We start from the raw sequence: 26,052 nt of genomic DNA, 5'->3' as shown, positions 1-26,052 counted from the left end.
AAAGACCGCAGGAGACTATTCTCTTGCGGTTTTCCTTATGAAAGGTGGAAACATCCATGAATATCCCATCCGCTTATATACACATTCCATTCTGTCAACAGATCTGCCATTACTGCGACTTTACAAAGTTCTTTTACAATGAACGGCTGGCAGATGAATATCTAGAAGCATTGGAGAAAGAAATTCACACGTACATCCCGGGGGAGAAAGCCCGCGTGCGCACGATCTTTGTAGGTGGAGGAACGCCTACAGCCGTCAATCATAAGCAGTTGGAAAAGCTGCTGAAGATGATTGATGATCACTTTGATACCGCCTCGTGCGAAGAATATACATTCGAAGCGAACCCGGGGGACCTCGACGTGGAGAAGGTACGTCTGCTGAAAGCGTATGGAGTGGATCGGATCTCTCTCGGCGTCCAGGTTTTTGATGATGAAATGCTGGAAAAAATCGGACGCGTACACAAAGTCAAGGACGTCTATACGAATATTGACCGTCTCGTACAGGCGGGCCTTACCAATATAAGCATTGATTTAATGTATGCTCTTCCCGGCCAGACGGTGGAAGACTTCGAAAAAACGGTCGATGAAGCGGTCCAGTTCGGTCTGCCTCACTATTCGTCCTATTCACTGCAGATTGAACCGAAAACGATTTTTTATCAACGTTATAAAAAAGGGAAACTGACAAAGGCACAGGAAGAGGATGAGGCCGAGATGTATGAGCTGCTGCAGCGTAAACTGTCTGCCGCCGGAGCCCATCAGTATGAGATCAGCAACTTCGCCCTTCCTGGGTTTGAAAGCAGACACAATCTGACATACTGGAATAACGAGTATTACTACGGAATCGGGGCCGGAGCCCATGGCTATATGCCTGGAAAACGAACAATTAATATCCGCCCGCTTCCAGCCTATGTAAAAAAGGCGGGAGAAGACGGAAAGCCGATTCTTCACGAAGAACCCATCACAACCAAGGAAGAAATGGAAGAAGAGATGTTCCTTGGTTTGAGAAAAACGCAGGGTGTATCCATAGAGCGTTTCTACGAAAAATACCAGAAGCCGATGGATTATATTTTCGGTGACGCACTCGGGACATTGAAAAACAGGCAGCTGATTCAGGAAAACAACGGGTTTATCCAGCTTACACCACGGGGAAGAATCCTTGGGAATGAAGTGTTCCAGGAATTCCTTCTGGACGAATGAAAAATTGATGGTTTTCCGTTGACATCACCGAACCCTTTTGATAATTTATTATTAGATTTAGCACTCACTTTAAACGAGTGCTAACAGAGGTGATCATCGATGTTAACAGATAGACAATTGCTGATTTTGCAAGTGATTATTGATGATTTCATTCTGACCGCTCAGCCGGTAGGATCGCGTACCATAGCGAAGAAAGAAGCTGTAACGTTCAGCTCCGCTACGATACGTAACGAAATGGCCGACCTTGAGGATCAGGGGTTTATTGAAAAGACCCATTCCTCATCCGGAAGGGTGCCTTCTGAAAAAGGCTACCGCTTTTATGTCGACCATCTGCTTTCTCCATTGCGGTTGTCCCAGCAGGAAATCGTTACGATCAGAGATGCCTTTAACGAAAAAATGATGGAGTTTGAAAGAGTGGTTCAAAAATCGGCGGGGATCCTGTCTGAAATGACCAACTACACCTCCATTATTCTTGGGCCGGAAGTTTTTGAAACGAAGCTGAAGCAGCTCCAAATCGTTCCACTCTCTGATTATTCTGCGATTGCCATCCTTGTTACAGACACCGGGCATGTGGAGCACAGGGCTTTTAATGTACCTGTGGAAATGAAAGGCACAGACCTTGAGAAGATGGTCAACATCCTGAACCAGCGTCTGCAGGGGGTTCCCCTTGTCAAGCTGCACGAGAAGCTCTATACGGAAATTAACGCCTTGTTAAGACACCATACAGAGCACCATGAAGAAGCGTTCGCTTATTTAAGAGCCGCTCTTGTGGAAGACCACCCGACGAAGCTTTACATCGGTGGTAAGACAAACATTCTCATGCAGCCGGAATTCAGGGATCTGGAAAAGGTCCGGTCGCTTTATGCTACGATTGAACAGGAAAATGAAATGGCTGATCTGCTGCGTTCCGGTCAGGAAGGCATTCAAGTCAGAATAGGTCAGGAGAATCCATTCGATTCCATGCAGAACTGCAGCCTGATAACGGCCACCTATCATCTTGGCAACGATCAGATGGGGACCATCGCTTTATTAGGTCCGACGCGCATGGAGTACAACCGGATGTTTTCATTGATGAATGTACTATCCAAGCATATGACCAATACGTTCCGGGGCTGGTATTGACCCTGCGGACGGCAGAAGGAGGATGGGCGGGATTTCCCATCGCATCTTTTTGTGTGATGCTTTTTTAGGATATAGATTCATGTTATATTCATTAACGGTGTAATGGATAGTAGGAGGTGGAAGTCATGGAAGAGAACAAACAGGAAATCATTGATGAAAAAGATGAACAGCAGGAACCGGAAGAGGTTCAAGGTGAAGTAGTAGAAGAAACCGAAGAGTCTCAAGGGGAAACAGAGCAGCTCCGTCAGGAAAAAGAGGAGCTGAACAACCGGCTGATTCGTCTGCAGGCAGACTATGATAATTTCCGCCGTCGTACACAGAAAGAAAAAGAGGCGGATCGGAAATATCGATCTCAAAGTCTTATTGAAGAGCTGATTCCAGCTTTAGATAACTTCGATAGAGCCCTTCAGGTGGAGGTCGACAGTGACGCCGCCAAAAATCTTGCCAACGGTATGAAGATGGTCTACGACCAATTCAAATCCGCTCTTGAGAAAGAAGGCGTTGATGTCATCCCTGCACAGGGCGAGGAGTTTGATCCATACCTTCACCAGGCAGTGATGCAGGTAGAGGATGAAAACTACGGATCCAATATCGTAGTGGAAGAGCTCCAGAAGGGCTATCGATTGAATGACCGGGTTATCCGCCCGTCAATGGTAAAAGTAAACCAATAAAAAACAGGTAGATGAGTACGTAAAGGAGGACATTCAACCATGGGTAAAATCATAGGTATTGACTTAGGTACAACGAACTCTTGTGTAGCAGTGATGGAAGGTGGGGAAGCGAAAGTTATCCCTAACCCTGAAGGTAACCGCACGACGCCATCCGCAGTGGCATTCAAAAATGGAGAACGTCAGGTAGGGGAAGTAGCGAAGCGTCAGGCCATTACAAACCCGAACACACTTCTTTCCATCAAGCGTCACATGGGTACAGACTATAAGGTGGAAGTTGAAGGAAAAGAATACACACCTCAAGAGGTTTCTGCAATCATCCTTCAATACATCAAGAACTATGCTGAAGACTATCTTGGAGAAACCGTTGATAAAGCGGTGATCACAGTTCCAGCCTACTTTAACGATGCGGAGCGTCAGGCAACAAAAGATGCTGGTAAGATCGCTGGTCTTCAGGTAGAGCGTATCATCAACGAGCCGACAGCTGCAGCACTGGCCTACGGCATTGACAAGGAAGACCAGGATCAGACAATTCTTGTTTATGACCTTGGCGGCGGTACGTTTGACGTATCCATCCTTGACATCGGTGACGGTACATTTGAAGTAGTTTCCACAGCTGGTGACAACCGTCTTGGCGGAGACGACTTCGACCAAGTCATTATCGACCACATGGTAGCTGAATTCAAGAAAGAAAACGGCATTGACTTGTCCCAGGACAAAATGGCGAAACAGCGCTTGAAAGACGCAGCTGAAAAAGCGAAGAAAGATCTTTCTGGCGTAGCGCAGACGCAAATTTCCCTTCCGTTCATCACAGCAGGAGAAGCAGGACCGCTTCACCTTGAAATGAACTTGACTCGTGCGAAATTTGAAGAGCTTGCTTCTGATCTTGTTGAGCGTTCCATGAAGCCGACTCGTCAGGCTCTTAAAGATGCCGGCATGAGTGCAGGGGACATCCACAAAGTTATTCTTGTTGGTGGTTCTACACGTATTCCAGCCGTACAGGAAGCCATCAAGCGTGAAATCGGCCAGGATCCTTCCAAAGGTGTAAACCCTGACGAAGTTGTAGCACTTGGTGCCTCCATTCAGGGTGGTGTCCTTCAAGGAGATGTAAAAGATGTTGTTCTTCTTGACGTTACTCCACTTTCCCTGGGTATTGAAACAATGGGCGGCGTAACAACGAAGCTGATTGAACGGAACACAACGATTCCTACCAGCCACTCCCAGACGTTCTCTACAGCAGCAGATAACCAGACAGCTGTAGACATTCACGTCCTTCAAGGGGAGCGCGAAATGGCTCAGGACAACAAAACACTTGGACGCTTCCAATTGACGGATATTCCACCGGCACCACGCGGTGTTCCACAAATCGAAGTATCCTTCGATATTGATGCCAACGGTATTGTGAATGTTCGTGCTAAAGATCTTGGTACAAACAAAGAGCAGTCCATTACAATCAAATCTTCTTCCGGTCTTTCTGATGACGAAGTCGAAGACATGGTTCGTCAGGCAGAAGAAAATGCGGAAGAAGACAAGAAGAAACGTGAAGCTGTTGAACTTCGAAACGAAGCTGATCAGCTGATCTTCACAACAGACAAGACCATCAAGGATCTTGGTGAGCAGGTCAGTGAAGAGGAAAAGCAAAAAGCAGAAACAGCTAAGGAAGAACTTCAAACAGCCCTTGAAGGCGAAGACCTTGATGCCATCAGGGAAAAGAAAGATGCCCTTCAAGAGCAGGTTCAGGCACTTTCCGTTAAGCTTTACGAGCAGGCTCAGGCGCAGGCAGAAGCCCAGCAGGGTGAACAGGCCGGCGGAGCCGAGGAAGATGTCGTAGATGCTGACTATGAAGAAGTCAATGAAGACGACAAGAAGTAAGATAGCGTAGAAAAAAGTCAAAGTCAGGATCTTCTTGACTTTGACTTTTTTAATGAATAAGAAGGGGAAGGGGCGACGGTTGCCCACCCTACCCTTCAGTGTTAATATTAACGTTATGCAATAGCGTCCGGGAGAGTGATCTACAAGTGAGTAAACGTGACTATTATGAGGTGCTTGGTGTGTCCAAGGATGCCTCGAAGGATGAAATTAAGAAAGCCTACCGCAAGCTGGCTCGTCAATATCACCCAGACGTCAGCAAAGAGGAAAATGCTTCTGAAAAATTCAAGGAAGCAAAAGAAGCTTATGAAACCCTGAGCGATCAGCAGAAGAGAGCCCAGTATGACCAGTTCGGCCATGCCGGTCCGAACCAGGGAGGGTTCGGCGGATTTGGCGGAGGCGCCGAAGACTTCGGCGGCTTCGGTGATATCTTTGATATGTTCTTCGGCGGTGGAGGCCGCCGCCGTGATCCGAACGCCCCTCGTAAAGGTGCCGATCTGCAATATACGATGACCCTTCAGTTTGAAGAAGCCATCTTCGGAAAATCCACGGATATTGAAATTCCTGTAGAGGAAGACTGTGATACGTGTGATGGTTCCGGGGCGAAACCGGGAACTACACCGGAAACGTGTTCCCATTGTCAAGGTTCCGGCCAGATTAATCAGGAGCAGAACACACCATTCGGCCGTGTCGTAAACCGCCGTGTCTGTCACCACTGTCAGGGCAGCGGAAAAATCATTAAGGATAAATGTAATACGTGCGGCGGCGATGGCCGCGTGAAAACACGCAACAAAATCCACCTTGATATTCCTGCGGGTATTGATGATGGCCAGCAGATCCGTGTACAAGGCAAAGGAGAAGACGGGGCCAACGGCGGACCGGCCGGCGACTTGTTTGTTGTCATCCGTGTGCAGCCACATGAATTCTTCCAGCGTGAAGGCGATCATATCTTCTGTGAAGTGCCTTTGACCTTTGCACAGGCAGCTCTGGGTGACGAAATCCAGGTGCCTACCGTTCACGGGAATGTGAAGCTGAAAATTCCTGCCGGTACGCAGACTGGAAAAACGTTCCGCCTGAAAGAAAAAGGAGCACCGAACGTTCATGGCCGCGGCCAGGGTGATCAGCATGTGAAGACGAAAGTCATCACACCGAAGAATCTGACCGAGCGCCAAAAAGAGCTGCTTCGTGAATTCAATGATATTAGTGGAAATGAAGCCGCTGAAGAACAGCACGGCAATTTCTTTGAGCGAATGAAGCGCGCCTTCAAAGGCGACTAAGGATGTATCAGAGTCTGTACGATGGAATTTGCAGGTGATTTCCGATTCAATGTCCTGTTTTCATCGTGCAGACTTTTTTTGAGAGGGAAGAAAAGGCCTGCGGGCTTTTTTAGATATAAGAGAAGAGGGTGGAGTGTAATGAAATGGTCTGAAGTCTGTGTTCATACGACGACAGAAGCGGTTGAACCTGTATCAAACATCCTGCATGAATCCGGTGCCAGTGGAGTCGTCATTGAGGACCCCGCTGATATGCAGCGCAGGAAAACGAAGCTTGGAGAAATTTATGAGCTGAACCCCGCTGACTATCCGGCGGAAGGTGTTTATGTGAAGGCTTATATGCCTATGAACAGCTTTCTTATGGAGACCGTTGATGGAGTGAAGAAAACCATCAGCAATCTAACTGAATTCGGCATTGATATCGGCCGTAATGAAGTGACGATCCAGGAAATCCATGAGGAGGACTGGGCAACAGCTTGGAAAAAGTATTACAAGCCCGTTAAAATATCCGAGAAAATCACCATCATTCCTGAATGGGAGGATTACACACCTGTATCCAGTGATGAAATTATCATAGAAATGGATCCGGGAATGGCCTTTGGTACAGGGACTCACCCGACAACGGTGCTGAGCATCCAGGCGCTTGAACAGTATTTGGAAAAGGGAGATGTCGTCGCTGATGTCGGTGCCGGCTCCGGAATTCTGAGTGTAGCTTCCGTCCTCCTTGGAGCCGAGCATGCGTACGCCTACGACCTGGACGATGTGGCGGTTTCGAGCACGAAAAACAATGCCGCGCTGAATGGTGTCGAAAACCAGGTGACTTCCGAAGTGAATGACCTGCTTGAAGGGGTGGATTGGGAAGCAGACTTGATTGTTTCCAACATTCTTGCTGAGATTATTGTGAAATTCACAGATGATGCGTTCCGCGTCGTAAAACCAGGCGGCTATTTCATTACGTGCGGCATCATCTCTGCCCGCAAGGAAATGGTACGCGATCGTTTAATTGAATCAGGCTTCGACATTGTGGAAACAAATAAAATGGAAGACTGGATCAGCATTATCGCTAAAAAGCCGGAGTGACCCCCTATGCAGCGCTATTTTATAGACGCTCCGTACTGGAGTGATACGTCGGTAACCATTGCCGGGGAAGATGTCCATCATATCAGCCGGGTAATGAGGATGGGAGAGGGCGGCCAGCTCATTGCGGTCCACCCTGTCCATGGACCTGCTGCATGTAGGATTGACAGTCTCTCTGAGGAGATTGTCTGCTCCATCACCCATTGGATTGAAGAAGATCGTGAACTGCCTGTCAAAGTGACTGTCGCCGCAGGCTTAGGTAAAGGGGACAAGCTGGAACAGGTTGTTCAAAAGGGGACAGAGCTTGGTGCATTCTCCTTTATTCCTTATCAGGCCGACCGCTCTGTGGCCAAATGGGATGGAAAAAAAGCGCCCAAGAAAATTCAGCGGCTGGAGAAGATTGCGAAAGAAGCAAGTGAACAGTCAGAACGCACAGTCATCCCTTCTATCTCCGGACTATATTCCATGAAGGACATTACGGACTTGAAAGCATCCCATGACTGGTGCTTGTTCGCCCATGCAGAGGAAGCGAGGATTGAGTCTGAGCAGGAGTTTTCCGAAGTTCTGCGCAGCATTCGACCCGGCGACTCCATCGCTGTCATTTTTGGTCCGGAAGGCGGCTTTTCTGAAAAAGAAGTGGAAGCCTTCAAGAACGCCGGGTTCTTATCCATCCGGCTGGGACCGCGCATTCTGCGGATGGAAACAGCTCCGCTTTACTTTTTATCCGCTTTGTCCTACGTGTTGGAGGAAGCCTGAACCACTTCGTTAACTCTCGCAATCAAACCGCTTTCATGCTAAGATAGTAGAGAGGTACGTACAACCTATGATAAAGGAGCGTTTGGAAATGGAACAAAATCTTGCAAAAATGATTGATCATACACAGTTGAAACCAGATACACCGAAAGAAAAAATTACACAGATTTGTGAGGAAGCTAAAGAGAGCAGCTTCATGTCTGTCTGTGTCAACCCATACTGGGTGGAATATTGCGCAGAACTGCTGGCGGATACAGATGTAAAAGTCTGCACAGTCATCGGCTTCCCGCTTGGAGCCGTTACGAAAGAAACAAAAGCTTTCGAAACGAAGCAGGCGATTGAAAAAGGAGCCACAGAAGTGGACATGGTGATCAACGTTGGAGAGTTGAAATCAGGAAATTACGACAACGTGCAGCAGGATATCGAAGCTGTCGTTCGTGAAGCTGAAGGAAAAGCTCTTGTGAAAGTCATCATTGAAACCTCTCTTCTAACGGAAGAAGAAAAAGTGAAAGCTTCTGAATTGGCGAAAGCAGCTGGAGCTGATTACGTGAAAACATCCACTGGATTCTCTGGTGGTGGAGCAACGGTGGAGGATATCAGCTTGATGCGCAAAACCGTAGGACCGGACATGGGGGTTAAAGCCTCTGGAGGCGTCCGTGATTATGAAGGAGCTAAAGCGATGATTGAAGCCGGCGCTACACGTATTGGTGCAAGCTCTGGTAAAGCAATTATCAGTGGTGGACAAGGAACATCTGATTATTAAAATGTCGAAAGCGGCCTCTTACGGCCGCTTTTTTTAATTTCCTTTTTTTGATACACTATTTAAAAAAGGAAGAATGGAATGGAAAAACAATCATTGAAAATGCACAGCTATCCAGGAATGGTGGCCGTTGTAGGCAGTGAGTGTAATGGAGAAGTGAATTTCATGTCAGCCGGGTGGCATTCCTTTTTATCTATGGAACCGCCGATGTATGGAGTGGCGGTGGGAAGAGAACGTTATTCCTACCAGCTGATCCAGGAGGCCGGTGCATTCACGATTAATTTTCTGCCTTATGAGGAGGCGGCTTTTATTCAATATGCCGGAAGTACATCCGGGGTGGATACGGATAAAGCTTCCAGTTTCGGTCAGGCATGGAAAAGAGGGAAGGACGGAGGTCCTGTCCTGGAGAGGGCCTACCTTAGTTATGAATGCAGCCTTGATCAGATGATTCCAACCGGAGATCATGACTGGGTGACCGGGACCATTACCTCCTGTTCCTACATTCCTGAAATTTTTAATAACAGAGGTCTTCCCAATTTTAAAAACCTTCACATTCCTTTATATTTAGGTCGTTCCGAGTACATAAAGCTTGATGAAAAGATAAAAAAACAATCCTTTATCGACCCTTTTTCTTATAAAAAAAGTTGACCATCCTTAATCCATATACTATAATTGTCAAAGGTATGGGAGGTCCCATACAAGAGAAACAGTTTTGTTTGCTTCGGAGGGAGGGAAATTAGCATGTCAAATACAACTCGCGTTCGTAAAAACGAGTCTCTTGAAGATGCTCTTCGTCGCTTTAAGCGTTCTGTATCAAAGAGTGGTACATTAGCGGAATATCGTAAGCGTGAATATTACGATAAGCCTAGCGTACGCCGTAAGAAAAAGTCTGAGGCGGCTAGAAAGCGTAAGTAATCAAAGAGGGTGTTGAATAGATGACGATCACTGACCGTCTGACCCAGGACATGAAAACAGCCATGAAGGCGCGGGATAAGGAAAAATTATCTACAATCCGCATGGTTCGGGCTTCTATGCAAAATGAAGCAATTAAATTGGGTAAAGATTCATTATCTGAAGAAGAAGCATTGACTGTTTTATCTCGTGAGGTAAAACAGAGAAATGATTCCCTCCATGAATTCAAAGAAGCTGGACGTGACGATCTTGTAGAAGGACTCGAGCGTGAAATTGAGATTTTACAAGTATATATGCCGAAACAGCTCACTGATGAAGAACTTGAACAGATTGTCAATGAAACAATCGAGGAAGTAGGAGCTGCTTCCAAGAGCGACATGGGCAAGGTGATGAGTGCCATCATGCCTAAAGTAAAAGGCAGAGCCGATGGTTCACAGGTCAATAAGTTCGTTCTTCAGCAATTATCGTAAATATAAAAGGCCTCTCTGTAGAAAGAGAGGCCTTTTTATTTTTAAACGAAACTTTTTGTTTTGTCATTCGTATAGGAAGTATACGGAGGGGAAGATAAAAGAGGGGGTGATTGTTCGATGACACGTACTTGGCGTTTACGACTCTGGCTGACATTGTTTATGCTTGGAACCGCCGCTTCTTTGGTGCTCAGTTTTGATTTTGCTGCAGCAGAAGGAGAAGGGGAAACGGTTTACGTCATTCCGGTTGAAGATACCGTCGAACGTGGAATGGCCGCTTTTTTGAAGAGGACGACAGGTGAAGCTGAGGAAAATGGTGTCGATCACATTATTTTTGAAGTGGATACACCCGGAGGCCGTGTCGATGCGGCAGGAGAAATTGGAGAAATTTTTCAGGATCTTGATATACCTAACACAGCGTTTGTAACGAGCCGTGCCTACTCGGCGGGTTCCTACATCGCCTTGAACGCCGATAACATATACATGAAGCCGCAGGCGACTATGGGGGCTTCCGGAGTGATCAACTCAGATGGGACAGCGGCTGATAAAAAGGCCCAGTCCGCCTGGATTTCCTCCATGGCTGCTGCAGCAGAGACGAATGGAAGAGATCCACTTTACGCCCGTGCCATGGCCGATGCAGCCATCGACCTTCCGGATTACGGGGCTCCTGAGGGCGAGTTCCTTACCCTTGGGCCGGGGGAAGCGGAAGAAGTCGGCTATGCAGAAGGAATTGTCGAAGACCGGAACGAATTATTAAATGAGCTTTCTTTATCCGGAGCGGAAGTGGTGGAGCAGAACCCGACATTGTCAGAAAACGCAGCCCGTTTTCTAACAGATCCCGTTGTCATACCGATATTATTATCAGTGGCCAGTCTCGGCCTTGTGGTGGAGCTTTACTCACCAGGGTTCGGCATCCCGGGAACGATGGGCGTTACAGCTCTTGTGCTGTTTTTCTATGGTCATATTGTTGCTGGTCTTGCCGGCTATGAGGCCATCATCTTACTCGTGCTGGGGATCGGTCTTATTGTTGCCGAATTCTTTCTGCCGGGTGGGATAGCCGGTATTGCCGGGGTTGCGGCCGTCGTCTTTTCCTTGATGCTTTCTTCAGCGGATATGGGACATATGGCGATGAGCATTGGTATTGCACTTCTGGTAACTGTAATAGTATCTGTCATCCTGTTTAAGACGATGGGGCTTGAACGTGGCTTTTTCCGGCACATCATTCTGAATGATTCTACCTCATCCGAGCAGGGATATGTTTCATCGGTCAACCGTCTGGATCTGATTGGTCTTGAAGGGACAGCCGTGACACCGCTGCGGCCGTCGGGAACGGCTGAATTTGACGGCGAACGGCTGGACGTCGTTACCGAAGGTGTCTTTATCGGAGTGAATCAGAAAGTGAAAATCATGAAAACCGAAGGATCACGAATCGTGGTCCGTGAACTGAAAAAAGAGGAGGAAACAACGTGACATTGCAGGAACTCATGCCGATTATCATTATTGGTATCATTATTATCGTACTGGCTGTGCTCTTCACATTTATCCCGGTCATGCTCTGGATCAGTGCCCTGGCAGCCGGAGTTAAGATCAATATCTTTACGCTTGTTGGAATGAGATTGAGAAGGGTTATTCCCTCCCGGGTCATCAACCCGTTGATTAAAGCCCATAAAGCCGGCGTCAACGTCAATACCAACCAGCTGGAAAGCCACTACCTTGCCGGTGGTAACGTCGACCGTGTGGTCAATGCGCTGATTGCCGCTCAGCGAGCGAATATCGAATTGAGCTTTGAACGCTGCGCTGCGATCGATCTGGCCGGCCGTGACGTTCTGGAAGCCGTACAGATGAGTGTCAATCCGAAGGTGATTGAAACACCATTTATCGCTGGTGTGGCGATGGACGGGATTGAAGTGAAAGCCAAAGCGCGTATCACCGTTCGTGCCAATATCGACCGTCTTGTCGGTGGTGCTGGTGAAGATACCGTCATTGCCCGTGTTGGTGAAGGAATTGTATCGACCATCGGTTCCAGTGAAAATCATAATAAAGTATTGGAAAATCCAGATCGTATTTCTCAAAATGTATTGAGCAAAGGGCTGGATGCAGGAACGGCATTTGAAATTCTCTCCATCGATATTGCTGATATTGATATCGGCAAAAACATCGGTGCGATTCTTCAGACCGACCAGGCAGAAGCGGATAAAAACATCGCCCAGGCGAAAGCAGAAGAACGACGTGCGATGGCTATTGCCCAGGAGCAGGAAATGCGCGCCCGCGTACAGGAAATGCAGGCGAAGGTTGTGGAAGCAGAAGCACAGGTTCCTCAAGCCCTTGCAGAAGCTCTTCGTACCGGAAAAATGGGCGTCATGGATTACATGAACTATCAGAACATCAATGCTGATACGGATATGAGAAATACGCTCGGCCGCACATCAGATGAAGAAGCCGAAGAAGATAAGTAAATCCTCGCTGACTTAAAGGAGCATGCATATGGCAGATCTTATTGAATTGATATTCAGTAATTTTGTCATCGTCGCTGCGATTATCGGTGGTATTATCAGCTGGTTCAGCGGGATGTCAAAAGAAAAGGATCAAAAGCCGGGAGCTCCGAAGAAACAAACGGCGCCCCGTCCTTATCCGAATAAGTCCCAGGGGGAACCGCAGCAGGAAAAAGAGGGTCAGCAAGATAAAGGAGGCCGTCTCCGCGAGTATTATGAAGAAAAACAGAAGCGTCTGGAAGAAATAGCGGAAAAATCAAGGTCTGACGCTTCTGGATACAACAATGGCCGGAGCATAACGGATTCTCCGGTCTATAACGCAGAGAAATCCAGCCCGATGGAGGAAAACCCTCCGGCAGGCCGGAAAGCCTCGACGAAGGCTCCTCCGTTAACGACGGACGGCCCTCTGGTAGAGCAGGCGCGGAAGTGGGATAAGAAAAAACTGGCCGAAGGAATTGTAATGGCTGAAATTCTTGGACCCCCGCGTGCGCACAAGCCGCATCGCTCGCATCCCCGAAAAAGATAGACGAACGCCCGAATTGTAGTGATACAATTCGGGCGTTTTTCGTATAAATGAAAAGAAGGGGGGGCGTTGTATGCCAAAATGGCAGCAGCAGATTAGAACATGGATCGGCCGTTACTTTGACCTTCCGGCTGATGTGATGCTGGATTTACCACGAATTACTACGATCGGCTCCATACATGTCTACATAGAAAATCATACAGGCCTCCTGCATTTTTCAGAGGAAGAAGTAAGGATTCAATACAAAAAGGGCCAGGTCCGGATTGTTGGCAGAGACCTCGGAGTGAAAATGATGCTGAAAGAAGAACTCCTCCTGGAAGGGGAGTTGAAATCTGTCGAGTTTTTTCCTGATTCCAAAGGAGGATGAGTCTTATGGGAAACCAGCGGGGATTTGTTGAGGGTGTGTTAACCATCGAGGCTTCCGGTCCACTGCTGGAACCTTTTTTACAGGCGTGCACGCGGCGCGGGTGCAGGGTGACCAGTCTGAGGCGCCTGGATGAAACGACGGTCCGCTTCTCCATCCGGCTCAAGGACTGGAAAATCCTCCGATCGCTCCGGAGAAAATACAAGTGCCGCCTGACCATCAAGGAAGGGAAGGGCGTTCCTTTTTTATACAAGCTCATGCGGAGGCGGCTCTCCGTGGCGGCCGCTTTTCTGGCTGCGCTCGTTCTCATCTTTCTGGCGGCGAATACATTGTGGTCGATCAAGGTGGAGGGGTTGACGCCTGAATTAGAGGCAGCGGTTGAAAAGAAGCTGAACAGTTATGGAGTATCCCCGGGACGGTTGACCATCGGCATGAAGGATCCAAACGATATCCAGCAGATGCTGTTGGAGGATATTCCGGATCTGTTATGGATCGGGGTGAAAAAACAAGGGACAAGCTACCAGTTGTACGGTGTGAAAAAGACCAGGCATGATACGAATCAGGATAACCAGCCTTCCAATCTCGTCGCATCCAAGAAAGGGATGATCGTTCAGACCTTTATAAAAAAAGGCCGGCCGCTTGTGTCTGTCTATGATGTCGTAAAGAAAGGACAGGTCCTCGCCACAGGTGAACTTGTCGAAGAAGGGGATACGTTTGTCCACACAGAGGGGGATGTCACAGCAGAGACATGGTATCGGGTGGAGCAGGAGCTTCCCCTTCAGCAGATCGTTACACTCACTGACGGCACTGTAGAAACCGAGTATCACTTGAAAATTGGAGGCTGGTCTGTTCCGGTATGGGGGTGGTGGCGCGGAACGGATGGAAGCTACAGAGACGAAAACGTAACCACAGACTGGAGAATTTTTTCTTATTCCCTCCCTTTGAACATGAAGCGCGTAGACCATTTTTCCATTGATACAGATGCGATGGAATTATCCCGCAAGGAAATCGAGAAAATAGGACGGAAGGCTGCGGGACAGAGCCTGCTGCAGGAGCTTGAACCGGGAGCGGAAATCAAAGATGAAAAAGTTTTGCACCTTAGTGAGGAGCATGGTAAAGTAAAATTAATCCTATTGTACAAAGTTTATGAAAACATTGCAGAGACCAAGTATATTAGTCAAGGAGATTGAGTATGCCGGAAGAGTTGAAAACAATGGACATCCAATTGGATAATACAACAGAAACTCTGGCCCTGTTCGGGACAGAGGACCGTAATTTAAAGCAAATTGAAGAACAGCTGCAGGTGACGATCATCTCCCGCGGCGGTCAGGTCCGGGTGTCCGGACAGGCGGAACATGTTCAATTAGTTGAGGATATTCTTCTGAGTGTCCTTGCTCTGATCCGTAAAGGACTGTCCGTGACAGAGCGTGACATTGTCTACGCCGTGGAACTGGCAAAAAAAGGGAAAATCAATCAGTTTGAAGCGTTGTTTGAAGACGAAATCACGAAAAACTCTAAAGGTAAGTCCATCCGGGTAAAAACTCTCGGTCAGCGGAATTATATTGCTGCTATTAAAAATCATGATCTTGTATTCGGAATCGGCCCGGCCGGAACCGGAAAAACATACTTAGCTGTCATTATGGCCGTCAATGCCCTGAAAAATGGAGACGTAAAAAAGATCATTTTGACACGGCCTGCCGTTGAAGCCGGGGAAAGCCTTGGTTTCCTGCCCGGGGATTTGAAGGAAAAAGTGGATCCTTATCTACGGCCGCTGTATGATTCTCTTCATGACGTTTTCGGAGCAGAACACACAGCAAGACTGATTGACCGGGGGACGATCGAGATCGCCCCGCTTGCCTATATGAGGGGCCGGACCCTGGATGATGCGTTTGCCATTCTGGATGAAGCGCAGAACACCACCCCTGAACAAATGAAAATGTTCCTGACCCGGCTTGGCTTTGGATCGAAGATGATCATCACCGGGGATATTACCCAGGTCGACCTGCCAAAAGGCGTAAAGTCAGGGCTGCGTGTAGCTGAAGAGACGCTTGGGTATGTCAAAGGTGCATCGTTCATTAAGCTTGATCAGTCGGACGTTGTACGTCACCCGCTTGTACAGAGAATCATTGACGCATATGAAGGCGACAAACAATAAGACCCTCCCCGGGTCTTATTTCTTTTTGTGTCCGCTTACCATGAACCATTTGCCTTGGAGCATGACACCCTATATGATAGGGGGAGAGGGGAGCTTTTCACTTGGAAAAGCGGTCTTATGGCCGGAAAGAAAAGGCCCATAATAACAACACCCTGCAGCAGACGCAGTTACTATGGATGAGGCTGAATAAGCCCTTAAATAAGGAGGAAGACAAGTGATCACGATTGATTTTCATGATGAAACGAACTCTGTAGACGAAGCTTTTGTTGATATGATCCAGCGCATTCTTGAATTTGCAGGTGGACGGGAAGGCATTACTGGAGATGCTGAAGTATCGGTAAGCTTTGTTGACAATAAAGAAATTCAGGAACTCAACCGCAACTACCGCCAGAAGGATGAGCCGACAGACGTCATTTCCTTTGCCATGCAGGAGACAGGGGAAGGCGAAGTGGACATCCTGGATGAGAACCTTCCAATGATGCTCGGTGATATCGTCATCTCTGTGGACAAGGCCAAGGAGCAGGCGGAGGATTATCATCACTCTCTGGAAAGGGAATTCGGTTTCCTTGCTCTTCACGGGTTCCTCCATCTGCTGGGATATGATCATCTGAATGAAGAGGATGAAAAGAAGATGTTCACCCGCCAGGAGGACATTCTCCGTGAATTCGGGCTCCAGCGATCCTAAGAAAAAAGGAATAGGATTTGCCTATGCATGGAGAGGCATCAAACTGGTCTGGACATCGGAGCGGAATTTCCGCATTCATACCGCGGCTGCCATTCTGGCCTTAACAGCAGGCGGAATCCTGCGGTTATCCTTGGTGGAATGGGCTGTTCTTACGGTGACAATCGCTCTGGTCCTGACATTAGAGATGGTTAATTCCGCTATTGAAAAACTGCTGGACCACCTGCATCCGGACCGTCACCCGGCCGTGGGAGCTGTCAAGGACGTGGCGGCAGGTGCGGTACTTACGGCTGCCGGTGGATCTGTGGTCGTAGGTGTTTTCCTGTTCGGGCCGAAGCTCCTTGCTTTATTCATGTAACGGTAGACCTTACGGGATGTTATAATAGAATATAGAAGAACCTAAAGGTTAGATTTTATTGGAGGAACATGTATGACAGAGAATTTCAAATCAGGCTTCATTACGATTGTGGGCCGTCCGAACGTTGGTAAATCCACGTTCATGAACCGCGTAATTGGTGAGAAAATTGCCATCATGAGTGATAAGCCCCAGACAACGAGAAACAAAATCCAGGGTGTCTACACCGATGAAGAATCCCAGATGGTCTTTATCGACACCCCTGGTATTCATAAACCAAAGCACAAACTCGGCGATTTTATGGTGAACACAGCTGAAAATACGCTCAATGAAGTGGATGCCGTCCTGTTTATGATCAATGCAGAAGAAGGATACGGGCGCGGGGATCAGTTCATTATCGATCGTCTCCAACGCGTGAACCAGCCTGTCTTCCTGATCATTAACAAAATCGACCGGGTGCACCCGGACAAGCTGCTGCCGTTGATTGAGCAGTACAAGGACATGTATGATTTTGAAGAAATCATACCGATCTCCGCTCTCGAAGGTAACAACGTCAACCATCTGCTCGGGGTTTTAAAAAGCCATCTGCCGGAAGGTCCGCAGTTTTATCCGGAAGACCAGATTACCGATCACCCGGAGCGGTTTGTCATCAGTGAATTTATCCGTGAAAAGGTGCTTCACCTGACGCGGGAGGAAATTCCGCACTCGATTGCTGTAGTCATCGAAGGGATAAAGCCCAGGGAAGATGCTCCCGGCGTTTATATCCAGGCGGCGATCATCGTGGAACGTAAATCTCAAAAAGGGATCATTATTGGGAAGCAGGGCAGCATGCTGAAGGAAGTCGGCAAGAGAGCCCGTAAGGATATTGAATCCCTGCTCGGCAGTAAAGTGTATCTTGAACTGTGGGTGAAAGTACAGAAAGACTGGCGGAACAAGCAGATTCAACTCAGCGATTTCGGTTACAGGGACGACGAATACTAAAGGTTGGAAAAAATTAAGCCTTATAGATCAGGCCGGGGAAAGCAAGATAAGAATGTAAATGGTATCAGCGAATAAAAGAAAGGCGGTGTTTCTTGTGCTCGACAACCTTTCATGGAACGTTTTCAGGCAGACGGGAAGTGTGGAAACTTACTTGATGATGAAAGAATTTGAGTCGCAGGATCAACAACAGTCTCAGGAACCATTTGCTTCCTCCCCTGATCCCCTGACAACGAATGACCAAAATTCGTAAACGGAGCAGGTGATACACTTGATGGACAAAGTGGAAGGCCTTGTGATCCGTACTAATAATTATGGGGAAACACATAAGATAGTCACGATGATGACAAGGGAGAAAGGGAAAATAGGTGTCATGGCCAGAGGCGCTAAGAAGCCGAAGAGCCGGATGGCATCTGTATCCCAGCCGTTTATTCACGGAATGTATCTCATACAGTCAGGATCCGGACTTGGATCTATGAGCCAGGGGGAAATGTTATCCTCCCTCCGTTCCATCCGCGAGGATATTGTCAAAACAGCCTATGCTTCCTACATTGCAGAGCTGACCGACAAGCTCATAGAAGAAAAACAACCGGATCCTTTTCTTTTTGAACAGCTTCTGCAGACGATGGTGTGGATGAATGAAGATAAAGATCCGAACATCCTCACTATGATGTATGAATTGAAGCTTTTTAAAAAGGCCGGATTTGCGCCGGTGGTTGATCACTGCCTGAACTGCGGCAGTACAGAAGGTCCGTATTCCTTTTCCATGTCCGAAGGCGGTCTTCTCTGCTACCGCTGCAAGCATATCGATCCCGGAGCCTACGGCCTGCCGGATCCGCTTCCAAAGCTGCTGCGTGTATTTTTACATATTGATGTAAAACGACTCGGACAGATTACCATGAAGGAAGAAAATAAAAAGCTGCTCCGTCAGCTGATGGATGAATACTATGACCGTTACGGCGGATATTTTATCAAATCCAAAAAGTTTTTGAAGCAGCTTGATTTATTTTCTGAGTGAGGTTTGACAGCATCCTTGCAACTAGAGTATGATTCTAATATCAAATATACGTACTGCAGTGAAAGAGAGGAGTAGCTGAACCCCGTTCTCCACAAGCGAGCCTGAGCCGGTGAAAGTCAGGCGGGAACCATTCAGTGAAGGCGCTCTGGAGCAGTTTTTTAAAGTGGCTTTTCTACATAGAAGAGCAATTAGGGTGGAACCGCGGAAATCCCGTCCCTATGTCTGATTCAGGCATAGGGGCGGGATTTTCTTTATCCGCTCACTATTAGGAGGAGGAAAAGACTTGAATATTCAAGATATGATTTTAACCCTGCAGAATCACTGGTCCAGCCAGGGGTGTCTGCTCATGCAGGCTTATGATACGGAAAAAGGGGCAGGAACGATGTCTCCGATGACCCTGCTTCGAAGCCTTGGTCCGGAACCTTGGAACGTAGCTTATGTAGAACCGTCCCGTCGTCCGGCTGATGGACGCTATGGCCAGAACCCAAACCGTTTGTACCAGCACCATCAGTTCCAGGTCATCATGAAACCATCCCCGGATAACATCCAGGAGCTGTATTTAGAATCCCTGCGTGCCCTTGGCATCGATCCGTTGAAGCATGATATCCGCTTCGTTGAAGATAACTGGGAAAACCCGACACTTGGAGCCGCCGGCCTTGGATGGGAAGTATGGTTGGACGGTATGGAAATCACTCAATTCACGTACTTCCAGCAGATCGGTGGATTGGAAGCGAAGCCGGTTTCAGCGGAAATCACGTACGGACTTGAGCGTCTGGCGTCCTATATCCAGGATAAGGAAAACGTATTTGAACTGGAGTGGACCAATGGCGTGACAGTTGGAGATATCTTCACACAGCCGGAATACGAACATTCCGTTTATACGTTCGAAGCGTCTGATGAAAAGATGCTCTTTGATTTGTTTGGGACCTATGAGAAAGAAGCGGAACGCATCATGGAAGAGGGACTCGTGTTCCCGGCGTATGATTACGTGCTGAAGTGTTCGCATACGTTCAATCTCCTGGACGCTAAGGGCGTCATCAGTGTCACAGAGAGGACGGGGTACATTTCACGGGTCCGGAACCTTGCCCGTAAAATTGCGAAAACCTATGTAGAAGAAAGGGAACGCCTCGGATTCCCAATGTTGAAGAAAGAAGGTGGAGCAGATGAGTAAGACTGTATTATTTGAGCTCGGCCTGGAGGAGCTTCCTGCCCGTTTTATTAATGATGCTCTTGCCCAGTTGAAAGATAAGACAGAGAAGTGGCTGACAGATAACCGGATTCCTTTTGGTGATATTCACGGCTTTGCCACACCGAGAAGACTGGCTGTCCAAATCACAGAAGTTGCTGATAAGCAGCCGGACGTCGAGGAAGAGGCGAAAGGCCCTGCTAAAAAGATTGCCTTGGATGAAGAAGGGAACTGGTCGAAGGCTGCCATTGGATTTACGAAAGGGCAGGGCAGAGACGTTGATGATATTTACTTCAAGGAAATCAAGGGTACAGAATATGTGCACGTGCGTAAGTTCATTGAAGGAAAGGAAACAGCCGCTCTGCTTGAGCAGTTTGGAGAGGTTTTTCTTTCTCTGAATTTTCCAAAGAATATGCGCTGGGGAGCCCGTGACCTCCGTTTTGCCCGCCCGATCCGCTGGATGGTGGCTTTATTCGGGGAGCAGGTGATTCCTTTCCAGATTGAGAACGTTCATACAGACCGCCGGACATTCGGTCATCGTTTCCTTGGATCAGAAACAACCATCACGAGTGCGGATCACTACGAACAGACGCTTTCTGATCAATACGTGATGGCCTCCGTGGAAAAGCGTCAGGACCAAATTGTAACCCAGCTTAAACAGCTGGAAGAGAAACAGAGCTGGAAGCTTATGATAGATGAGGAGCTTCTCGAAGAAGTGACCCATCTGGTGGAATATCCAGCTGTTTTCAGCGGCGCATTCTCAGAGGAATTCCTGGAGGTGCCTGAAGAAGCATTGATTACATCCATGAAAGAGCACCAGCGTTATTTCCCTGTCCGCTCCCATGATAACAAGCTGCTGCCATATTTCGTCGGTGTGCGTAATGGCGACGACCAGAACATTGATATCGTAGCCCGAGGAAACGAAAAGGTGTTGAAAGCACGCTTGAAAGATGCGCAGTTCTTTTATGAGGAAGATCAGAAGGGAAGCATCGATGAGAAGATGGAGAAGCTTTCCCGTATGGTTTATCAGGAGGAACTTGGGACGCTTGCGGATAAGGTTCAGCGGATAACAGCCATTACTGGCAAACTGAGTGAATGGCTCCACCTGAGTAAAGAAGAAAAACAAAAAGCTACCCGTGCTGCGGAAATCTGCAAATTTGACCTTGTCACCCAGATGGTCGATGAATTCACTGAACTTCAAGGAGTGATGGGGGAGAAGTATGCCCGTCTGTTTGGCGAAGATGAGGAAGTGGCTGTAGCTGTCAATGAACACTATATGCCTCGGCAGGCCAATGGTGAAGTTCCGGCATCTACAATCGGATCCATTGTAAGCATCGCAGATAAGCTCGATACGATCGTCGGCAGTGTATCTATTGGTCGTGTACCAACAGGATCCCAGGATCCATACGGGTTGAGAAGACAGGCCCTCGGTATTCTTCAAACCCTGAACAGCCGTGGCTGGTCCGTGTCCGTCGAGAAACTGATCGATCTTGTTCATCAGTTCTATATCGAGCTTGAACTCCCTACGAGATCGGAAGAAGAAGTTCACAACGATCTTCATGAATTTTTCCGTGTCCGTGCGGCCTACCTGCTTCGTGAAAAACAAGTGGATCCCGATGTGGTGGAAGCTGTTCTCGCCCAGGGGATCGGTCATTTCCCTGTTGCAGGAAGAAAAGCAGAACTCCTGGTTGAAAAGCGGAATGAACCTTCTTTCAAACCTGTCCAGGAGGCCCTCGGCCGCGTATTAAATTTAGCGAAAAAAGCCGATGCAGACGCGGTGAATCCGGATCTATTTGAGAACAAAGAAGAGCAGCAGCTTTACGATGTTTTCCAAACGGTCCATGAATCGTACAGCCGTCAGATGTCTGAAGGCCTTGTCGAAGAGGCACTGGAGACCTTGTCCGAACTGGCAGACTCCATTCACGCCTTCTTTGATGCGGTCATGGTCATGGCAGAGGATGAAAGAGTCAAAGCCAACCGACTCGGCCTGTTGAAGCAGATTTCTGAAGACATTTATCAGTATGCCGATCTGACACGAATCGAGTGGAAACAACAGTTCTAAGCACCCTTCTTTTACCCATTCAGGAAAATGAGGTATAATGAAGAATAGTATGTCACATTCAGCGTTCAGGGTGGTGAGAACTTGGAATTATCAAACCGGCAGGAGCAGATTATTCAAATTGTGAAGGATAATGGACCGATTACCGGAGAGAACATCGCAGAAAGACTGGAATTAACACGGGCGACTCTGCGTCCGGATCTTGCTATATTAACCATGGCAGGCTATCTGGATGCGCGGCCGCGGGTGGGGTATTTTTTCACGGGGAAAACAGGTTCTGAACTTTTCACGGAAAAACTGAAAAAGTTCAAAGTGAGGGAATACCAGTCCCTCCCGATTGTTGTAGAGGAAGACGTATCGGCGTATGATGCGATCTGTGCGATGTTTCTTGAAGATGTCGGAACATTGTTTGTCACGAACCATAAATCCCATCTTGTCGGCGTCCTTTCCAGAAAGGACCTGCTGAGGGCAAGCATAGGATCGAAGGACTTAACGTCCATCCCGGTCCATATCATTATGACGCGGATGCCGAATATTACGATATGTGAACCTGAGGATCTCCTTTTGGACGCCGCCCAGCAGTTAATAGAAAAACAGATCGACGGACTGCCGGTCGTGAATCCTGCAGAGGATGGGCTTGAGGTCGTTGGAAGGTTAACGAAAACGAATATAACCAAAGCCCTTGTAGAACTTGCACGCGATCAGCATATTTGATTCAGGATTAGGAGGGGCAGTATGGAGAAACCATTAATTTATGTACTATCCGATTCCGTAGGGGAGACCGCTGAGCTTGTTACCAAGGCTTGTTTGAGTCAGTTTGATGACGGACCTTTTGATCTTCAGCGCATCCCTTATGTAGAAGATAAAGGGACAATTAACGAAGCTGTTCTTCAAGCGAAAGAGCACGATGCCATGATCGGCTTTACCCTTGTCGTTCCTGAGTACAGGATTCACCTGAAACAGGAAGCCGAAAAACACGGAGTCCGCTGTGTTGATATCATGGGGCCGATGATGGAAGCGATGGAAAGTCACCTCCAAATACAGCCGAGACTGGAACCCGGCCTCGTCCACAAGCTTGATGAGGATTATTTCAAGCGGGTGGAAGCCATTGAATTCGCTGTCCGGTATGATGATGGCCGTGACCCGCGGGGCATTTCCAAGGCAGATATCGTTTTGATCGGCGTATCCCGAACGTCCAAAACTCCATTGTCCCAGTATCTTGCTCATAAAAGGCTGAAAGTGGCAAACGTCCCGATTGTTCCGGAAGTCCAGCCACCGTCTGAATTGTTCCGGGTGGACCCGGAGAAATGCATCGGCTTGAAAATCAGTGCAGAAAAGCTGAATGATATCCGGAAGGAACGTTTGAAATCCCTGGGACTCGGTGATCAGGCTACATATGCCAACCTTGAACGGATCAGCCAGGAGCTGGAGCATTTCAACAGAATCGTCGATAAAATCGGCTGCCCGGTTATTGATGTCTCTAATAAAGCTGTAGAGGAAACGGCGAATATCATTATGAATAAGCTGAGGAAAGATGCTCAGGAATAATGCAGTATCTCAAAAAGTCGCGCTTTGATTAAGCGCGGCTTTTGTTGGGAAGAATGAAATTAGGTAAAATTAGACATAGCATTCACAGGAGAAATGTATTATAATATTTTTTTGTGGAAAAATCCTGACAGGTCCGGTTTTCATATCTGCAGGATCTTTACTCCTTACGCACATTGTCTATTTTTCAGAAAAATAAAACATTTGCTTTTTAGGAGGATTCTACCGCTTGCTGTAGAAATATTGATACTATGCCAAAAATACATCGAACGGTCTGGGTGGACGCAGACAGCTGTCCCGTTCAGAAGGAAATCGAGGAAATGAGTGCGGACTGCGGCGTGACGGCCAGGTTCATTGCTACGGTTAATCATTTCAGTACAGAAAAGTCACAGACATCGTGGACCTTTGTTGATGATGGTTCCCAGTCTGTAGACCTTTACATTTTGAATGCAGCTGCCAAGGGAGATGTGGTCATTACGCAGGACTTGTCGCTGGCTGTTCTCCTGACCTCTAAAGGGGTTTATGTGATGACGCCGCGAGGAAAACTGATAAAGGAAACCGATGCGGATCACATTATGAACCAGAAGTTTATCCGGCAGCAGACGATGAAGCAGAAGCGTAAATGGAAGGGGCCTTCCGCCTTTACGGACAAGCACAGAGAAGAGTTCCGGGAAACTTTCCAATATTTGTTGTCTGATCATGAAGGAATTTAGCCTTTGGAAGAGAATAATTGATTAGTATGGTGATCATATGGCTGGACACATTCCAGAAGAAAAAGTAGATGAGATTCGGAAATCAGCCGACATTGTGGAAGTGATCGGCGATTATGTTGACCTCAAAAAGCAGGGGAGAAACCATTTCGGCCTTTGTCCATTCCATGGGGAAAACACGCCTTCTTTTTCCGTTTCGCAGGATAAGCAGATTTTCCATTGCTTCGGTTGTGGAAAGGGAGGGAATGTCTACACCTTCCTTATGGAAATGGAAGGATACAGTTTTATACAGGCCCTCAAGCAGCTTTCTGAACGCACAGGTGTGGAAATTCCAGAGCAGTTTGCTGAGGAGAACTACACCGGTGCGGATAATCAGGAATCACAGGCGATGCTTGAAGCACACCAGTGGCTGACAAAATTATACCATCATTTGTTAAAGAATTCCAAGGACGGCCGGAAAGCCTATGAATATCTTTTGGACAGAGGTTTTACAGAAGAAACCATCCAGAAGTATCAGCTCGGGTATTCACCGGATGATAAGGATTTCGTCGTCACTTTTCTTGAGAAAAAAGGCTTTCACCCCCAGACGATGGTCAAAGCCGGCCTGCTGAGTGTGAATGATCAGGGGAATTATGCCGACCGCTTTCGCGGAAGGGTCATGTTTCCGCTGCGCAACCACCTGGGAAAGACCGTGGCTTTTGCAGGAAGAGCTCTTGGAGAGCAGCAGCCCAAATACTTGAATAGTCCGGAAACGGAACTCTTTCATAAGGGCCGGCTGCTTTATAACTTCGATCTTGCCCGGTCCTCCATACGTAAGGAAAAAACCGTTGTCCTATTCGAAGGGTTCGGGGATGTTATATCCGCTGCCCAGTCGGGTATCCCTTATGCAGTAGGGACGATGGGGACATCGCTTTCCAGTACACAGGCCAACTTGTTGAAAAAGTATACGGATCAGATCATCGTCTGTTATGACGGTGACCGCGCCGGGATTGAGGCGGCTGTCAAGGCTGCCAGACTGACAAAAAGCATCGGTTGTCAGACGTTTGTGGCCCGCGTGCCCGACGGTCTGGATCCGGATGATTTCATCCAGCGGCATGGCGGGGACCGTTTCAAGAAGGAAGTGCTTGATACCAGCGACACGTACATCTCCTTTATGATGAGTTATCTCCGCAGGGATTATAACCTGCAGGTGGAAGGAGATCGTATCGCCTATATCGAAAAAGTACTACAGGAGATTGCCACTCTGGATCGTGCGGTCGAAAGAGAGCATTACCTGAATGAGATGTCCTCTGAATTTCAGTTATCTCTGGAAACCTTGAAAGAGGAAATCAGTCAGATAAGAAGTCAGCAGGGTGTGAAGGATAATGAGCCAAAGAACCGATATACTAATCCTAAGAGGGAAACATCGGTTCAGAACAAGCTTCTTCCTGCGTTTCATAATGCGGAAAGAAAGCTGATTGCATATATGTTGAAAGATCCCTACATTGCTGATAAAGTTCAGGAGGAAATAGGAGGGGCTTTCAATATAGAAGATCATCAGGTCATTGTCACACATCTTTACGCATATTATGAAGACGGCAATGAATCAGATATCAGTCAGTTCGTTGAAATGATTGAGGATATGTCCATCAAAAACCTCGTGATCGAGCTCGCAATGGCACCCGTCAGTGAGGAAGTATCCGATCAGGAAATCCATGATTATATAGAGCGGATTCGATTGGAAAACTGGGATCGAACGGATATTAAGAGCCTGGAATCCGAGTTGAAGCGGGCTGAACAGCAGAACGAGCCGATCAAGGCCGCGGAAATTGCGATGGAGATTATAAAACGGAAAAAAGAATTAAAAGCGTAATCAGGTAGAGTTTGGATAGATTGTTGGAAGGAGGG

General features: G+C 47.7%; 28 protein-coding genes and 1 other annotated feature. All 28 genes read left to right on the top strand.

The annotated features are described in order from the left end of the window. Window positions 1-56 precede the first annotated feature (56 nt). The 28 genes from hemW to dnaG all read left to right on the top strand — a co-directional run bounded on the left by hemW (window position 57) and on the right by dnaG (window position 26,017). Window positions 57-1,196, top strand: a complete 1,140-nt coding sequence (hemW, locus tag ACXAGL_RS00600) for a radical SAM family heme chaperone HemW (protein ID WP_474989409.1) — start codon at window positions 57-59, stop codon at window positions 1,194-1,196. Between the two features lie 99 nt (window positions 1,197-1,295). After that, complete coding sequence (hrcA, locus tag ACXAGL_RS00595) at window positions 1,296-2,318, top strand: heat-inducible transcriptional repressor HrcA (protein WP_474969033.1); 1,023 nt, start codon at window positions 1,296-1,298, stop codon at window positions 2,316-2,318. A 125-nt stretch (window positions 2,319-2,443) separates the two neighbouring features. Further along, window positions 2,444-2,989 carry a nucleotide exchange factor GrpE gene (gene grpE, locus ACXAGL_RS00590; protein ID WP_474989407.1) on the top strand — a complete coding sequence of 182 codons (546 nt, stop codon included), beginning with the start codon at window positions 2,444-2,446 and terminating at the stop codon, window positions 2,987-2,989. Window positions 2,990-3,028: 39 nt separating this feature from the next. After that, on the top strand, window positions 3,029-4,858 hold the full coding sequence (gene dnaK, locus ACXAGL_RS00585; RefSeq protein WP_474969031.1) for a molecular chaperone DnaK: 1,830 nt from the start codon (window positions 3,029-3,031) through the stop codon (window positions 4,856-4,858). Window positions 4,859-5,004: 146 nt separating this feature from the next. Beyond that, entirely contained in the window at window positions 5,005-6,132 is a 1,128-nt protein-coding gene (gene dnaJ, locus ACXAGL_RS00580) for a molecular chaperone DnaJ (protein ID WP_474969030.1), read from the top strand. Between the two features lie 138 nt (window positions 6,133-6,270). After that, window positions 6,271-7,209: a 50S ribosomal protein L11 methyltransferase gene (gene prmA / locus ACXAGL_RS00575; protein WP_474969029.1), complete on the top strand. Its 939-nt coding sequence runs from the start codon at window positions 6,271-6,273 to the stop codon at window positions 7,207-7,209. Between the two features lie 6 nt (window positions 7,210-7,215). After that, window positions 7,216-7,962, top strand: coding sequence for a 16S rRNA (uracil(1498)-N(3))-methyltransferase (locus tag ACXAGL_RS00570; protein ID WP_474989405.1), 747 nt, complete (start codon window positions 7,216-7,218; stop codon window positions 7,960-7,962). Window positions 7,963-8,050: 88 nt separating this feature from the next. Continuing rightward, window positions 8,051-8,722, top strand: coding sequence for a deoxyribose-phosphate aldolase (gene deoC / locus ACXAGL_RS00565; RefSeq protein ID WP_474969026.1), 672 nt, complete (start codon window positions 8,051-8,053; stop codon window positions 8,720-8,722). Window positions 8,723-8,800: 78 nt separating this feature from the next. Further along, entirely contained in the window at window positions 8,801-9,367 is a 567-nt protein-coding gene (locus tag ACXAGL_RS00560; RefSeq protein WP_474969025.1) for a flavin reductase family protein, read from the top strand. 93 nt (window positions 9,368-9,460) lie between these two features. Then, the gene (gene rpsU / locus ACXAGL_RS00555; RefSeq protein ID WP_027955353.1) at window positions 9,461-9,634 is read left to right on the top strand and encodes a 30S ribosomal protein S21; all 174 of its coding nucleotides are present in this window, start codon (window positions 9,461-9,463) and stop codon (window positions 9,632-9,634) included. A gap of 20 nt (window positions 9,635-9,654) precedes the next feature. Then, entirely contained in the window at window positions 9,655-10,101 is a 447-nt protein-coding gene (locus ACXAGL_RS00550) for a GatB/YqeY domain-containing protein (RefSeq protein ID WP_027955354.1), read from the top strand. 159 nt (window positions 10,102-10,260) lie between these two features. Continuing rightward, complete coding sequence (locus ACXAGL_RS00545; protein WP_474972296.1) at window positions 10,261-11,568, top strand: NfeD family protein; 1,308 nt, start codon at window positions 10,261-10,263, stop codon at window positions 11,566-11,568. A gap of 14 nt (window positions 11,569-11,582) precedes the next feature. Beyond that, entirely contained in the window at window positions 11,583-12,554 is a 972-nt protein-coding gene (floA, locus tag ACXAGL_RS00540; protein WP_474970418.1) for a flotillin-like protein FloA, read from the top strand. A gap of 28 nt (window positions 12,555-12,582) precedes the next feature. Continuing rightward, on the top strand, window positions 12,583-13,116 hold the full coding sequence (locus tag ACXAGL_RS00535; protein WP_474969024.1) for a hypothetical protein: 534 nt from the start codon (window positions 12,583-12,585) through the stop codon (window positions 13,114-13,116). Window positions 13,117-13,186: 70 nt separating this feature from the next. Beyond that, window positions 13,187-13,480 (top strand): sporulation protein YqfC, encoded by a 294-nt coding sequence (gene yqfC / locus ACXAGL_RS00530; protein ID WP_027955358.1) that lies wholly within the window; start codon window positions 13,187-13,189, stop codon window positions 13,478-13,480. Window positions 13,481-13,485: 5 nt separating this feature from the next. Further along, entirely contained in the window at window positions 13,486-14,667 is a 1,182-nt protein-coding gene (gene yqfD / locus ACXAGL_RS00525) for a sporulation protein YqfD (RefSeq protein ID WP_474989403.1), read from the top strand. Window positions 14,668-14,669: 2 nt separating this feature from the next. Next, window positions 14,670-15,632, top strand: a complete 963-nt coding sequence (locus ACXAGL_RS00520) for a PhoH family protein (RefSeq protein ID WP_474969022.1) — start codon at window positions 14,670-14,672, stop codon at window positions 15,630-15,632. A gap of 217 nt (window positions 15,633-15,849) precedes the next feature. Further along, complete coding sequence (gene ybeY / locus ACXAGL_RS00515; RefSeq protein ID WP_027955361.1) at window positions 15,850-16,317, top strand: rRNA maturation RNase YbeY; 468 nt, start codon at window positions 15,850-15,852, stop codon at window positions 16,315-16,317. Further along, entirely contained in the window at window positions 16,292-16,672 is a 381-nt protein-coding gene (locus ACXAGL_RS00510) for a diacylglycerol kinase (protein WP_474969021.1), read from the top strand. Before ybeY ends, ACXAGL_RS00510 begins: the two co-directional genes overlap by 26 nt. 72 nt (window positions 16,673-16,744) lie before the next feature. Continuing rightward, entirely contained in the window at window positions 16,745-17,650 is a 906-nt protein-coding gene (era, locus tag ACXAGL_RS00505; RefSeq protein ID WP_027955363.1) for a GTPase Era, read from the top strand. Window positions 17,651-17,708: 58 nt separating this feature from the next. Next, the gene (locus ACXAGL_RS00500) at window positions 17,709-17,900 is read left to right on the top strand and encodes a YqzL family protein (RefSeq protein ID WP_035532030.1); all 192 of its coding nucleotides are present in this window, start codon (window positions 17,709-17,711) and stop codon (window positions 17,898-17,900) included. Between the two features lie 18 nt (window positions 17,901-17,918). Next, window positions 17,919-18,665, top strand: coding sequence for a DNA repair protein RecO (gene recO / locus ACXAGL_RS00495; RefSeq protein WP_027955364.1), 747 nt, complete (start codon window positions 17,919-17,921; stop codon window positions 18,663-18,665). 49 nt (window positions 18,666-18,714) lie between these two features. Further along, window positions 18,715-18,886: a binding site (T-box leader), on the top strand. A 62-nt stretch (window positions 18,887-18,948) separates the two neighbouring features. Continuing rightward, window positions 18,949-19,836: a glycine--tRNA ligase subunit alpha gene (glyQ, locus tag ACXAGL_RS00490; RefSeq protein ID WP_474969019.1), complete on the top strand. Its 888-nt coding sequence runs from the start codon at window positions 18,949-18,951 to the stop codon at window positions 19,834-19,836. Next, window positions 19,829-21,913 (top strand): glycine--tRNA ligase subunit beta, encoded by a 2,085-nt coding sequence (gene glyS / locus ACXAGL_RS00485; RefSeq protein ID WP_474969018.1) that lies wholly within the window; start codon window positions 19,829-19,831, stop codon window positions 21,911-21,913. Before glyQ ends, glyS begins: the two co-directional genes overlap by 8 nt. Window positions 21,914-21,994: 81 nt before the next feature. Next, a complete protein-coding gene (gene ccpN, locus ACXAGL_RS00480; RefSeq protein ID WP_474969017.1) occupies window positions 21,995-22,624 on the top strand; it encodes a transcriptional regulator CcpN in 630 nt (209 codons plus the stop codon). A 21-nt stretch (window positions 22,625-22,645) separates the two neighbouring features. Further along, on the top strand, window positions 22,646-23,458 hold the full coding sequence (locus ACXAGL_RS00475) for a pyruvate, water dikinase regulatory protein (RefSeq protein WP_474969016.1): 813 nt from the start codon (window positions 22,646-22,648) through the stop codon (window positions 23,456-23,458). A gap of 248 nt (window positions 23,459-23,706) precedes the next feature. Beyond that, complete coding sequence (locus ACXAGL_RS00470) at window positions 23,707-24,168, top strand: DUF188 domain-containing protein (protein ID WP_474969015.1); 462 nt, start codon at window positions 23,707-23,709, stop codon at window positions 24,166-24,168. 37 nt (window positions 24,169-24,205) lie between these two features. After that, window positions 24,206-26,017, top strand: a complete 1,812-nt coding sequence (gene dnaG, locus ACXAGL_RS00465; protein WP_474969014.1) for a DNA primase — start codon at window positions 24,206-24,208, stop codon at window positions 26,015-26,017. The last annotated feature ends 35 nt before the right edge of the window (window positions 26,018-26,052 follow it).

The sequence above is a fragment of the Halobacillus sp. ABA4_118 genome (assembly GCF_056160205.1).
This window is presented reverse-complemented; position numbering and strand designations above follow the sequence as displayed.

Coding starts and splice junctions, on each gene's coding strand:
- ACXAGL_RS00560 (WP_474969025.1), top strand. CDS start 8,801: ATGGAAAAACAATCATTGAAAATGCACAGCTATCCAGGAATGGTGGCC.
- yqfD (WP_474989403.1), top strand. CDS start 13,486: ATGGGAAACCAGCGGGGATTTGTTGAGGGTGTGTTAACCATCGAGGCT.
- rpsU (WP_027955353.1), top strand. CDS start 9,461: ATGTCAAATACAACTCGCGTTCGTAAAAACGAGTCTCTTGAAGATGCT.
- floA (WP_474970418.1), top strand. CDS start 11,583: ATGCCGATTATCATTATTGGTATCATTATTATCGTACTGGCTGTGCTC.
- dnaG (WP_474969014.1), top strand. CDS start 24,206: ATGGCTGGACACATTCCAGAAGAAAAAGTAGATGAGATTCGGAAATCA.
- ACXAGL_RS00535 (WP_474969024.1), top strand. CDS start 12,583: ATGGCAGATCTTATTGAATTGATATTCAGTAATTTTGTCATCGTCGCT.
- deoC (WP_474969026.1), top strand. CDS start 8,051: ATGGAACAAAATCTTGCAAAAATGATTGATCATACACAGTTGAAACCA.
- era (WP_027955363.1), top strand. CDS start 16,745: ATGACAGAGAATTTCAAATCAGGCTTCATTACGATTGTGGGCCGTCCG.
- yqfC (WP_027955358.1), top strand. CDS start 13,187: ATGCCAAAATGGCAGCAGCAGATTAGAACATGGATCGGCCGTTACTTT.
- ACXAGL_RS00520 (WP_474969022.1), top strand. CDS start 14,670: ATGCCGGAAGAGTTGAAAACAATGGACATCCAATTGGATAATACAACA.
- hemW (WP_474989409.1), top strand. CDS start 57: ATGAATATCCCATCCGCTTATATACACATTCCATTCTGTCAACAGATC.
- glyS (WP_474969018.1), top strand. CDS start 19,829: ATGAGTAAGACTGTATTATTTGAGCTCGGCCTGGAGGAGCTTCCTGCC.
- ACXAGL_RS00570 (WP_474989405.1), top strand. CDS start 7,216: ATGCAGCGCTATTTTATAGACGCTCCGTACTGGAGTGATACGTCGGTA.
- ACXAGL_RS00550 (WP_027955354.1), top strand. CDS start 9,655: ATGACGATCACTGACCGTCTGACCCAGGACATGAAAACAGCCATGAAG.
- dnaK (WP_474969031.1), top strand. CDS start 3,029: ATGGGTAAAATCATAGGTATTGACTTAGGTACAACGAACTCTTGTGTA.
- ACXAGL_RS00545 (WP_474972296.1), top strand. CDS start 10,261: ATGCTTGGAACCGCCGCTTCTTTGGTGCTCAGTTTTGATTTTGCTGCA.
- ACXAGL_RS00475 (WP_474969016.1), top strand. CDS start 22,646: ATGGAGAAACCATTAATTTATGTACTATCCGATTCCGTAGGGGAGACC.
- ACXAGL_RS00500 (WP_035532030.1), top strand. CDS start 17,709: ATGGTATCAGCGAATAAAAGAAAGGCGGTGTTTCTTGTGCTCGACAAC.
- hrcA (WP_474969033.1), top strand. CDS start 1,296: ATGTTAACAGATAGACAATTGCTGATTTTGCAAGTGATTATTGATGAT.
- grpE (WP_474989407.1), top strand. CDS start 2,444: ATGGAAGAGAACAAACAGGAAATCATTGATGAAAAAGATGAACAGCAG.
- ACXAGL_RS00470 (WP_474969015.1), top strand. CDS start 23,707: ATGCCAAAAATACATCGAACGGTCTGGGTGGACGCAGACAGCTGTCCC.
- prmA (WP_474969029.1), top strand. CDS start 6,271: ATGAAATGGTCTGAAGTCTGTGTTCATACGACGACAGAAGCGGTTGAA.